9 protein-coding genes are annotated in these 11822 nt (G+C 56.8%); 3 read left to right on the top strand and 6 right to left on the bottom strand.

Annotated features, from left to right (window positions below; translation table 11 throughout):
- The first annotated feature begins 2 nt into the window (after positions 1 to 2).
- Positions 3 to 1625 carry an amidohydrolase gene (locus Q0650_RS08375; RefSeq protein WP_298817829.1) on the top strand — a complete coding sequence of 541 codons (1623 nt, stop codon included), beginning with the start codon at positions 3 to 5 and terminating at the stop codon, positions 1623 to 1625.
- Here the strand turns inward: Q0650_RS08375 and Q0650_RS08370 are convergent.
- The 5 genes from Q0650_RS08370 to Q0650_RS08350 all read right to left on the bottom strand — a co-directional run bounded on the left by Q0650_RS08370 (position 1613) and on the right by Q0650_RS08350 (position 8651).
- Positions 1613 to 3310 (bottom strand): TrkA family potassium uptake protein, encoded by a 1698-nt coding sequence (locus Q0650_RS08370; protein WP_298817827.1) that lies wholly within the window; start codon positions 3308 to 3310, stop codon positions 1613 to 1615. The genes Q0650_RS08375 and Q0650_RS08370 overlap by 13 nt on opposite strands.
- Positions 3311 to 3414: 104 nt before the next feature.
- A complete protein-coding gene (trpD, locus tag Q0650_RS08365; RefSeq protein WP_298817826.1) occupies positions 3415 to 4437 on the bottom strand; it encodes an anthranilate phosphoribosyltransferase in 1023 nt (340 codons plus the stop codon).
- Positions 4438 to 4534: 97 nt separating this feature from the next.
- Positions 4535 to 5344, bottom strand: coding sequence for a hypothetical protein (locus Q0650_RS08360; RefSeq protein ID WP_298817824.1), 810 nt, complete (start codon positions 5342 to 5344; stop codon positions 4535 to 4537).
- Positions 5310 to 6086, bottom strand: a complete 777-nt coding sequence (locus tag Q0650_RS08355) for a glycosyltransferase family 39 protein (RefSeq protein ID WP_298817822.1) — start codon at positions 6084 to 6086, stop codon at positions 5310 to 5312. Before Q0650_RS08355 ends, Q0650_RS08360 begins: the two co-directional genes overlap by 35 nt.
- Before the next feature lie 126 nt (positions 6087 to 6212).
- A complete protein-coding gene (locus Q0650_RS08350) occupies positions 6213 to 8651 on the bottom strand; it encodes a vitamin B12-dependent ribonucleotide reductase (protein WP_298817821.1) in 2439 nt (812 codons plus the stop codon).
- 463 nt (positions 8652 to 9114) lie between these two features.
- Between Q0650_RS08350 and Q0650_RS08345 the strand changes: the two genes are divergently transcribed.
- Positions 9115 to 9948: an alpha/beta fold hydrolase gene (locus Q0650_RS08345; RefSeq protein ID WP_298817820.1), complete on the top strand. Its 834-nt coding sequence runs from the start codon at positions 9115 to 9117 to the stop codon at positions 9946 to 9948.
- On the top strand, positions 9945 to 11087 hold the full coding sequence (locus Q0650_RS08340) for an aminotransferase class V-fold PLP-dependent enzyme (protein ID WP_298817819.1): 1143 nt from the start codon (positions 9945 to 9947) through the stop codon (positions 11085 to 11087). The genes Q0650_RS08345 and Q0650_RS08340 overlap by 4 nt, the downstream gene beginning before the upstream one ends.
- 47 nt (positions 11088 to 11134) lie before the next feature.
- Here Q0650_RS08340 and Q0650_RS08335 read toward each other — a convergent pair.
- Positions 11135 to 11822, bottom strand: a 688-nt coding sequence (locus Q0650_RS08335) for a glycosyltransferase (RefSeq protein ID WP_298817817.1), incomplete at its 5' end; no start/stop codon positions are given.

Here is an 11822-nt window from a genome sequence, read left to right as displayed (position 1 = left end):
CAATGACCTTCGCTCATGTGCTGTTGCGCCAGATTCGCCTGCCGGGTATTCCTGGTCTGCAGGCGATTGCGATCCGCCACAATCGCATTATCTGGATCGGTCCCGATGATGATGCGCCGCAGTGGCAACACTCGACTACCGAGATTATTGATGGTGGCGGAAGGCTGGCTTTGCCTGGCCTGGCCGACTGTCATCTTCACATCCAGAATGGCGCGCGCGCGCTTGGGATGTTGCGCCTGGAAACAGCTCAAAGCGTGACCGATTTGCAGGCTCGTCTGGCAGCCTACGCTGCGGCGCATCCCCTGTCGGCATGGTTGATCGGTCGCGGCTGGCGCTACCGACTGTTTGCCGATGGTGAGGTTCCCGATCGGCGGCTACTCGATGCCGTCGTCCCTGACCGGCCAGTGTTGTTGACTGCGTTCGACGGCCATACCGCCTGGGCAAATACGCGAGCGCTTCAGCTCGCCGGCATCCTTGACGGCGCCGACACCGGGAATCCTTTCAGCACAGTTGTCATAGGAGCCGATGGACGGGCCAGCGGCGAGCTGCGCGAAGCGCCCGCAATGGATCTGGTGCGGCGTTTGATCCCGCCCCCTGGCGAGCGCGAGTTGCGCGATCTTCTACAACGCGCAATGCGCCAGCTCAACGCTCTGGGGATAACCAGTATCCACAACATGGACGGCGATGAAGCGCAACGCGCGCGCTACCGCGAACTGGCAGCAGCAGGCGAATTGACTGTGCGTATCCGGCTGCCACTCTCACTGTCACCCGGCACCGATCCGCATCAGATCACAGCCTGGGCCGCAGATGCGCGCCAAAACAACCATCCGTTTATACAGACCGATGCGGTCAAGCTCTTTGTTGATGGCGTGGTTGAGGCCAAAACCGCGTTGATGATCGAGCCATACGCCGATGGCAGTGGCGAGCGCGGTGTCGCCAATTACGATCCCGTCGAGTTCGTTGACCTGATTACCCGCGCTGACGCTGCCGGCTTGCAGGTCTGCGTGCATGCAATCGGCGATGGCGGCGCGCGACAGACTCTTGACGCTTTTGCCGCTGCCCGACGCGCGAACGGTCAACGCGACTCCCGCCACCGTATCGAACATGCCGAGATCGTCGATCCGGCTGATCAACCACGCTTTGCCCAACTCGGCGTGATCGCTTCCGTGCAACCATTACACGTCGATTTCGGCATGGATCGCCAGAATCCATGGTGGCGATTGGTGGGAATGCAACGCCATCGCTTCGGGTTTCCCTGGCGCGATCTGCTGCGGGCAGGGGCAACAATGGCGCTTGGTAGCGATTGGCCGGTCGCCGATCCATCGCCACTGCGTGGGATGCAGGTGGCCTGCACGCGGGGCAAGCTCGACTTCAGCCCGCCAGAGAGTGACTTTCCCGATCAACGCCTTTCTATTGCCGAGGCGCTGGCCGGTTATACGACCTGGGCAGCCTACGCCGGTTTCCGCGACCATGAGCTTGGACGGTTAGCGCCCGGCTATCTGGCCGATCTCATCCTGCTCGACCGCGACATCACTACCGGCCCCCTCGATCAGATCGCAACCGCTCAGGTTACGCTCACAATGGTCGGCGGGAAGATCGTGTTCAGACATGATCAGGTCAGGTAGGTTAATATCTCTATCTCGTCGCCTGCTTCGATAACCAGGTTATCGGGCGGTAACCACTGAAAATCGTCACCGCGACGAACACTGAGTGGTAACTGATTGGTTGCCCGCAACTCGGCTACCGTCTTGCCGCTACGCTGATCGGTCACGATCTGGCGTCGCACCACCAGCAACTGATCGCCAATATCAAAGGCAGCTTCGACATCGGGCAGCAGCGCCGCAGCCACCAGACTCGGCGCCGCCAGCGCCGATGTGCTAAAGGCAGTGTGAATCCCGAACAGATCGGCCAGTCGGTCGGCCAGAACATCGCTAAAGACGCGCAATACCAGATGCACATCAGGGTAGAGGCTCCGCACCGCCAGCCCGATCTGCAAATTGAGCAGATCATCGCTGTAGAGTGCGGCCAGCGCTGCCGCCTGCTCGATCCCGGCTTCACGCAACAGCTCCGGATCGCGAGCATCGCCGCGCAAGACACGCACTCCCTGGCTGGTCAGCGTCTCAACGTAGCGCTGTGGCGTCTCGACAGTACAGATGACCGTCAGATGCGGACGTGGTTCGCGTCGATTGAGCAGGCGCACAACCTGTGTTCCAACTTTCCCCAAGCCACATACGATCAAACTGCCGTTGTGCCGCGCAGGCGGTGGACGATTAACCCACTGCGCCGCTTCGAGCGCCGATAATGGCCCCACAAGCGCAATCTCTTCACTCGGCAGAACGGGCAAATGCGCATTAGCTCCTGGCAGGCGGCGCACCCCAAACCGGGTTTCGAGTTCAGCCACCGGTCCGATCAACGGGCTATCATCGCTGACTGTAATGTACGCAACCCCCAACAAACCACGCGGGAGATCAAGCACATAGCGCACCTGCGAACTCAGCAGGGCAGCGGCAAAGGTCGGCGCGGCCAGCGCCGCCGGACTAAAGGCTGAATTGCGGCCAAACGTGCGCTCGATGCGAGCATCGAGCGCGCGACTAAAGATTCTTTGCACCGTGGGCAATTCAGGGCGCAAACGGCGCGCTGCCAGCGCAATCTCGAGATTCTTGAGATCATCGTCGATGGTCGCAATCAAACCCTGCGCTCGCCGCAAGCCGGCCCGGGCCAGCACTGCCGGATCACGAGCATCGCCATGCACTACCGGCACGCCCAGACCGGTCAGAATCGGCACAAATTCACAGTTTGGATTGAACTCGATTGCCACCACTTCACGGCGACAATCGAGCAGTTGCAATACAACCCGATAGCCAACCCGCCCCAAACCACACACAATCATATGGCCGCGATAGGTAGCCGCCAGCGACTCTTGCCAGCGATCTGGCCGGGCGCGCTTATCCACCAGTAATCGACCAATATCAACCGCGCTTTGCAACAGGAAAAAGAGACCGAACAAGGGGGTAAGAAAGAATAGGGCGCGTCCGATAACTTCGTCAGGCAGATCGAGATCAGTCTGAAAGATCAGTAACTTGAGCGTCTCGAAGAGAGCGAACGCAGTATCGGGCTGACAATCACAGCGTTCGGGGAGATAAAACCAGCGCAAATAGAGGGTGCAACTCGCCAGCACCAGCGTGAGCGCAGTGATGGGAAACCAGGCCTCACGCACGATGCGCAGGTCATCGATAATATTGGCAACAATTAACCGCCAGAGGGCAAACCGGTGCCGTCGCAGACGAGTGAGACGAATGTCTTGCGCCATCTTGTTCCAGACTCTTGTGGTCGAAAAGATGTGATAATTGAAGGCGGCATGCAAACGAGCGCCTGCTGCGCGCGCAACAACCCGTTCCCTGCTCCAACCGATGCTTATTTCTCAGCGCGACTCACTGCGATCATGCGGTTGAGCCGTTCCAAGGCCCGGCCACTATCGATACTGGCCTGAGCCATCTTGACCCCAGTTGGGAGATCAGGGGCCAGATCGCCAGCTACCAGAGCAGCCGCGGCGTTAAAGAGCGCGACATCGCGACGCGGCCCTCGCTCTTCTCCCGACAGAATGGCACGCGCAATCGCCACGTTGTACGCCACATCCCCACCGCGCAGCGCCTCACGCGGCGCGCGCGCCAGGCCAACATCTTCTGGCGCAACCATCGTCTGGCGAATTGGCTGACCGGCACGCACCTCGAATATCAGATTGGGGCCGGACAGAGTCAGCTCATCAACACCGCCATCGCCATGGACAACCAGCGCATGCGCCGTCTCAAGCCGGTTCAGGGCATTAGCCAGCTTCTCGGCCAGGGCAGCGCTGGCAACACCCAACACCTGATAACGGGCACGGGCCGGATTGGTCAGAGGACCGAGAATGTTAAACACGGTGCGAATCCCGATCTCACGCCGAACAGGCCCGGCAAAGCGCATCGCCGGATGGAATTTGGGCGCAAACATGAAGCCAATCCCTGCCTCGCGCAGACAACGGGTGACACCCTCGGCATCCAGTTCAATCTGCACTCCTAACCCCTCGAGCACATCGGCGCTGCCGCACACGCTCGACATTGCGCGATTACCGTGTTTGGCCACCGTTAACCCCGCGCCAGCCGCCACAAATGCGGCAACTGTGCTGATATTGAACGTATGAGCGCCATCGCCACCGGTGCCGCAGGTATCAATGACCGGCCCGTCAAAGTAAACATGCGTCGCCTTCTCGCGCATTACCGCTGCCATACCGGCGATTTCAGCGTCAGTTTCACCCTTAATATGCAACGCGGTCAAAAACGCACCAATCTGAGCCGGTGTTGCCGTACCGCTCATAATCTCTTCCATCACGCTGGCCGCCTCGGCCTGGGTCAAATCACGGCGGGCAACCACAGCGGCAATCGCCTCGCGGATGTTCATGACGCTCTCCTTAACGTTGCTTGCTCGCACTGCGGTAGTATTGTAGCGAGCAGAGGCATTGCGGTCAACCACCCCCGGTTTACCCCGTGACAGCCCGCTATTCACGCCGATAACAGACCTGCTCAAGATAACTGACGACGCCGGTTATCGTGCTTAACGGTGGATGATTGGCGATTAAACTTTCACACGAGTAACCATGGTCAGCATTAAAAACGCCGTGGTACCACCGCGCATTTGGCAACATGGCTGTTTTGATCGCGCCACTGGCAATATAGGCATGAATCTGCTGAACATATGGTTCGAGCAGTTGCTGCAAAGATGGACTGTATCGCATAGCCAGATTCAGGTCACCTAACGTCGAAGCATGAAAATGAGTTGGCTTGTCAACCAATACCTGTAGATAGGGTGAGGTTGGAATAAAGACAGGATCTTCGGCTGAACGAAGGATTTCGATGATTCGATCTCCGGCTTCTCGTGAAGATTGGGATGGGATCTGAGCCTGAACATCGTAACGCAAGGCCACAAACTGCATCACCAACCCAAGCGATGCAACGAGAACAATGCCTTTACTTAACCATGTAAGAGTCCGGATCTCCATCGGTCGGATCAGATGGTGGTAAGACTCTACGCCGACCAACACCAATGCTGCACAGACTGGCAGCAAATGATTAAGGTAGGCCAACTGTTTTGCGAATCCGGCCCACCCAATCCCAACGAGTGGCCCAAAGAAGCAGAAGAAAAATGTAGCGTAGTCGAACAGTAAGGCTCGATCGCGCTGAACGAGCAACTTCACCCAGGTCAATGCCATGATGACGAATATCCACCAAAAGCGCGGAAAGATGTATTGTTGCCAAAACTGATCACGGATGGTTTCAATCGAAACCGGATGGGCTGCGGGAATCAACACTGTGCATATCCAAAACCATCCCTCTGAAAGATGGTTCATCGTTATGACAAATATCCCGGCACAGATCCCAAATGCGCCACCCAGCCAAAACGCCTGTTTCCAGCGCCGTTGGAAGCAGAGATACAGCACAGCAAATGGCACAGCAATTAATCCGTTTTGCTTGGTTATATAAGAAGAAGAGTATACCGCCGCCTGCGCCCACCAGCTCCTCTTTCACAGGCTTCATAATGACCGTTACGTATGCGGCTAACAGAAAAAAAACCGCGAGCGTATCAATGCGGCCAATATCAAACCAATACCCTGACACTTCATAGGTAGCGGCAAACAATCCGGCAGCAATCAGGCTTAAGGCTGGACTAAGTGATCGCAAGCGAGCTAACCGGTAGATCATCACGAAGATACCGATGGAGGCCAGCAATGAGACCAATCGCATTGCAACCAGAATATTCCCGATCAGGTGCGCCACAATAGCCGCTGTGTAAAAATAGAGCGGCATATAGATCGTAGAAATAAATTCATAGGTAGGAGGAGCATAAAGAAATTGCCCGTTTAAGATACGCAACACCTGAACAAATGAATGCCCTTCTAACCACTCGAGCGCAAAAGGACGATTAATTCGCAAAACAGCCACGTAAAAGTAAACACTTACCGCAATAATTGATAATATCATTAAAGTAAACACGAAAATATTCACAATAAATGATTGTTTTTTGACAATTTTACCAAAATAATCAGATTGCATGGAGACATCCTTGTGTTATGAAACACCTCTGAACAGGAACTCATACAACGCAACTGCGCGCGCCATCTGACTGCCAACCAGATAGCGCGCGCGGAGACTGATATACGGTGTCGTCAACGAGAACAATCAGCACTCACTAAAGCCACAGGCGTGGCACTTGCGACAACCCTCTTCGTTGATCATAGTAGCATTCTGGCACTCCGGACAAATCTCACCCGACTCGATGAAACCGTGGTGGGCATGGGTCGGTTGCTCACTCGCCGAAGCAGTCTGCGCCGTTACCTGGAGCGGCTCGGCCACGACATATTCACCGTTGCTCACACCATTACCATTTACGTGGTTATCGCCATTGCCATTTTTGACGTAGTAATCCAGCAACACCTTGCCGATTGCATCAGGCACCGACCGCACGCGATCAGGGCCAAACCCGGCAGAACGTGAACCACCAATTCCCCGCAGTTGCTCGGCGATCAGCTTCACCGGCACACCACACCGGAGCGCCAGCGAGATCAGGCGCCCGATTGCCTCGGTAAAGGCAGTAACATCACTCCCGGCGCGACCGATAATAGCAAATACCTCAAATGGTTTGCCATCCAGCTCGGTCACAAACAGGCGGAGTTTACCGAGCGGCGTAATCACCGGGAAAGAATGACTGGGTAACGCCTCAGAAGGCACCGGTCGTGGCTTCAACTCAACCGGTTCGGGAGTTGCTGCCGGAACGTTCCCCGCTTTCGCGGTTGAGCCCGTCGAGAGCACCTGATTGGCGCGTGATCCATCGCGATAGACGGTAATACCCTTGCAACCAAGCCGGAAGGCCAGTTCGTAGGCCTCGCGCACCTGATCGGGCGTAGCTTCGTGGGGGAAATTGATCGTCTTCGAGATGGCGCTATCGGTATATTCCTGGAACGCTGCCTGCATGCGCACGTGCCACTCAGGCGCAATGTCATGCGCTGTCACCCAAACCCGTTGCGCTTCAGCCGGCACTTCCGGGTGATGGATGTGGCCAGTATCGGCGATGCGCTCCATCAGTTCAACGCTATACCATCCTTCGCGTTTGGCCTGCGCGACAAAATCTTGATTGATGTCAAGCATCCGGCTATCAGCCTGGTAGCGCCAGAAGGCAATTGCAAACAGCGGCTCGATACCCGATGAACAACCGGCAATAATGCTGATAGTACCGGTAGGAGCGACCGTTGTCACGTTACAATTGCGCAGCAAGCGTTGTGGACGAATACGCGAGCCGTCAGGACGGCGGGCGCAGGTTGCATCTGGCCCCCAAATGCTGTGCTCCCACTCAGGGAAGGGGCCGCGTTCGCGCGCCAACTGCTCAGAGGCAACTTTGCTCTCTTCGTCGATAAACCGCATCACCTTGCGCGCCAGTTCAATTGCCTCGGGCGAGTTGTACGGAATACCAAGCCGCACCAGCATATCGGCCCATCCCATCACACCCAACCCGATTCGGCGGATGCGCTGGCTCAGATGAGTAATCTGCTCGAGCGGATAGTGGTTGGCATCGATCACATTATCAAGGAAGCGAGTGCTTTCATGCACCACGTCGCGCAAATGATCCCAATCGATGGTTTGCTCTGGTGTCACAAACTTGCCCAGATTGATCGAACCCAGATTGCAGACATCGTAGGGAAGCAGCGGCTGCTCGCCGCAGGGATTGGTTGCCTCATACTGACCCAAATGGGGCACCGGATTATACTCATTGGCGCGATCGATGAAGAAGAGGCCCGGTTCGCCGGTCGCGTGGGCGCACTGCACGATCAGATCGAATACCATCCGCGCCCGCAAGCGCATCGGTTGACCGGCGGGCACGAGCACCTCACCGGTCAGCGGATGCTTCAACCCGTCTCGTGATGCAATCTGCACTTCACCTGTGCGCGGATTGATCAGGTCGTACAGCTCATCGCGCTCAACGGCACGCATGAAGGCATCGGTAATCGCAACAGAAATATTGAAGTTGGTGATTTTGGTCGTATCGAGTTTGCACGTAATAAACTCGAGAATATCGGGATGATCGCAGCGCAAGATACCCATATTCGCGCCGCGGCGAGTGCCACCCTGCTTGATAGCCTCGGTCGAGTGGTTGTACACATCCATGAAACTGACCGGCCCGCTCGCCACACCCATCGTGCTCCGCACCACATCGTTGCGCGGACGCAGCCGCGAGAAGCTGAAGCCGGTACCGCCGCCGCTCTGATGGATCAGCGCTTGATGTTTGAGCGTTTCGTAGATACTATGGAGATTATCTTCGATTGGCAGCACAAAACATGCGCTCAACTGACCAAGAGGCCGCCCGGCATTCATCAAAGTCGGGCTATTCGGCTCGAAATAGCCCTGAGTCATCAGATGGTAAAATCGCTCGGCCCGCTCTTCGACCTGCCCGGCAGAGGCGCCGTAGCGGGCATCAACGGCGGCAATCGTTTCGGCAACCCGCCAAAACATTGCTTCCGGCGTCTCGATCACATCGCCGCGCTCATTCTTGAGCAGGTAGCGCTTCTTCAACACGGTGCGGGCGATGTCGGTCAAACTGGCGGGAGCAAGCTCGTGTTTCATCATTTGAAGAATACTCCTCCGTTAGATAAACCGTTGATACGCCGGGAAAACCAAACCAACGAACCTTCAATTGTAAATGATTTTTAAAACTGTCGTCAATGACAGAGAGACCAGCACTAGAAGTGAATACTACATCTAGTGGTTTATATCGGTTTTAGTTCGCATATTTTGGCATTCCCGCACGCGCCGATAGTGTAACATAGCGATTGGTCTTGTGTCAAGCTCCAAAAAGATGGCAAAACTCTTTACAAGTTGACGATAACAAACCAGAGCCAGGCTCCGCCCCACCCCAATCCTATCATCGACCGCATTGACCTGAACGAACGCGCGCCAGATTGATGACTGATCAGCCGGAGGAACGATCTGAGCATCAGCTACCCTATTCATCAGTGCTCTGGACAATGACACCGCCGATAAGTGAATCTGGTATGATAGCAATGAGACCTTCCGTTTTAAAGGGATGCCTATGGCGATACTCGCTGCATCTGCCTCTGAAACTGCTGTGGCCGGTTTGCGCGCAACCTTTCGCCGCGCCGGTCAAGGGACACCATTGCTGTTACTGCATGGCTGGGGTGGTTCGTCACGACTCTGGCATTACACCCTGCGTGACCTGGCCGACCGCCATCTGGTGATTGCCCCTGATCTCCCTGGATTCGGCTCATCGCCGCCACTATCCGGTCGCTTATCACTCGAACGGCTGGCCGATTGGGTGATTGCCTTTGCGGACGCGCTCGGTCTTGAGCAATTTGCTCTCAATGGCCATTCATTGTGCGCGGCAGTTGCTGTCCACGTCGCCGCTCGCTATCCAGATCGCGTCAGACGGCTTGTCCTGACCAGTTTCAGCACCTTCCGCGATGAGCGCGAACGACGGGTTGTGGCCTCCATTCACCATCTGATGGCGCTCTGGCTGGCGCTGCGCCGGCCATGGATGCTCGAGGTGGAACCGATTATGCGACTGGTCGGCAATCGTTTCTTTTATCGTCTGCCCACCGATCATAGCATTCTGCGCGAGACGTTCGCCGATTTTCTGGCGATGGAGCAGCGCACAGCATTGGAAACAGCCCGCGGCGCGGGGAGTCCGACCATTAGCGCTGCGCTGGCTGCCGTTCGCGCGCCTAGCCTGATTGTCGCCTGCCGGCACGACCAAATTATGCCACCACCGGGAGCGCCAGTTGCCGCCAGCCGCATTCCCCGCTGCCGGCTGGTCTGGATCGAGCAGTGCGGTCACCTGCCGATGCTCGAACGTCCGCAAGAGTATCACGCCATCCTGACCGAGTTTCTTGAAGGATCACCTGTATGACAGCCGATTTTGCCAGTTATCGTAGCGAATTTCCGATCACCGAACGGTATGCCTTTCTTAGCCACGCCGCCGTCTCGCCGCTCAGTCGCCGGGTGCAGGCCGCCGTGCAAACCTATCTGGAACAGGCCGGTCGCGAGCCGTTTCTGGCCGTTTTTCCGCGCGTGATAGCGCAATTTAACGAACTTAAACAACGGCTGGCGCAACTGATTAATGCCAGGTCAGCCGATGAGATTGTGCTGATGCCTAATACTGCTGCCGGAATCAACACCGCCGCCGTCAGCCTGCCGCTGCGCCCCGGCGACAATGTGCTGATCCTTGATGGTGACTATCCGGCCAATGTCTATCCGTGGCAGCAACTGGCCTACCGTGGCGTCTTGACAAAAGTGGTACCGCAACATAAGGGAGGTCTCGATCTTGAGCTGCTGATACGGCGGATTGACCACCGCACACGGGTGATTGCGCTCAGTTCGGCGATGTTTGCCACCGGTTTCCGTAATGATCTGGCTGCGGTCGGACAGATCTGCCGCGAGCGTAGCATCTACTTTGTGGTTGATGCAATCCAGACACTAGGCGCATTTCCGCTCGATGTCCAGGCCTGCCATATCGATATGCTGGCCTGTGGTTCACAGAAGTGGTTGCTTTCAACCCCAGGAAGCGGTTTTCTCTACGTGCGCCGTGAGCTGATCCGCGAATTAGAGCCGGGAGCCTACGTTGGCGCAGCCAGTAGCGTGAGCGGTCAAAACTATCTCGACTACAACCTGACCCTGCCGGAAACGGCTGAACGCTTTACCCTCGGCACGCCGAATGTTGCCAACAATCTGGCCCTGCTGGCAGCGGTGACAATGTTGCAGGAAGTAGGGATCGAACAGATCGAGCGCCAGATCAATACGCTGGTTGCGGCGTTGATCGACGATTTACGCGAGCGAGGTTACCAACTGGCCGCCGACACTGCGCCACAACACCGCAGCGGTATTGTGGTAGCGCTGGTTGATAACCCAACCGCCGTTGCTCACCGGCTTACCGAAGCTGGCTTGATCGTTACCCCACGAGGATCAGGAGTGCGAATTGCCCCCCACTTCTATAACACGCTTGAGGAGGTATTACGGGTAGGCGAAGCGCTTGATGCAGCCACGAAATGAACGTAAACCGAGTCGCGCGATCGATTACGCGCGTTGAACACGTCATCTCAGACACCAATCGCTCGTAATCGATCGCAGATTGTCTGCGCGCTGCGCGTCCAGGTCCAGTTTTGCGCGCGGCGGGCAGCCTGCGCGCCAAGCGCCCGCGCTTCCTCACGCCGCTGATGCACTCGCCGCAATAGCTCGACCAGCGCATCACTATCGGGTTCGGCCCATTGCGCCCCGGCGTAGGGACCACTCGCCATGCCAGTCGGTGTCAAACCGCGGATCGGCAACGGATAGCCACACGTTTCATCCAAAAACTCTGTCAAGCCACTCCAGTCAGTAGCAATCACCGGCGTTCCACAGGCCATTGCCTCCAATGCCGGCATTCCCCAACCTTCACCGCGGCTCGGCAAGACGAAGCAATCAACACTACGGTAGAGTTCAGCCATCCGGGCAGCGGTCAACGTCTGATTGTAGAGCACAGCCACCGGCGGCGCATGTTCGTCCAGGATGGCCGCCAGTTCACGCAACGGGTTCCCATCAGCGCGATGGTCGATCTTCAACACCAGCACAACCGGATCACGCGGTTGAAACGCTGCCCGATATGCCGTCAGCAGCACATCCCAACCTTTACGCCGACTCCATTCGAAGACCGAGAGAAAGATAGTGCGATCGATCAGTTCAGTGCGCGGTGATCCAGGCGTAAAGACGGTCAGATCCACGCCGAGTGGAATGACGTGGATTGGACGA

The organism is uncultured Chloroflexus sp., assembly GCF_937129525.1.
GTDB lineage: Bacteria > Chloroflexota > Chloroflexia > Chloroflexales > Chloroflexaceae > Chloroflexus.
This window is presented reverse-complemented; position numbering and strand designations above follow the sequence as displayed.

Bases quoted from the DNA above. Each gene is read 5' to 3' on its own strand.
- Q0650_RS08375 (WP_298817829.1), top strand. From the start codon at position 3: ATGACCTTCGCTCATGTGCTGTTGCGCCAGATTCGCCTGCCGGGTATT.
- Q0650_RS08370 (WP_298817827.1), bottom strand. From the start codon at position 3,310: ATGGCGCAAGACATTCGTCTCACTCGTCTGCGACGGCACCGGTTTGCC.
- trpD (WP_298817826.1), bottom strand. From the start codon at position 4,437: ATGAACATCCGCGAGGCGATTGCCGCTGTGGTTGCCCGCCGTGATTTG.
- Q0650_RS08355 (WP_298817822.1), bottom strand. From the start codon at position 6,086: ATGCAATCTGATTATTTTGGTAAAATTGTCAAAAAACAATCATTTATT.
- Q0650_RS08350 (WP_298817821.1), bottom strand. From the start codon at position 8,651: ATGATGAAACACGAGCTTGCTCCCGCCAGTTTGACCGACATCGCCCGC.
- Q0650_RS08345 (WP_298817820.1), top strand. From the start codon at position 9,115: ATGGCGATACTCGCTGCATCTGCCTCTGAAACTGCTGTGGCCGGTTTG.
- Q0650_RS08340 (WP_298817819.1), top strand. From the start codon at position 9,945: ATGACAGCCGATTTTGCCAGTTATCGTAGCGAATTTCCGATCACCGAA.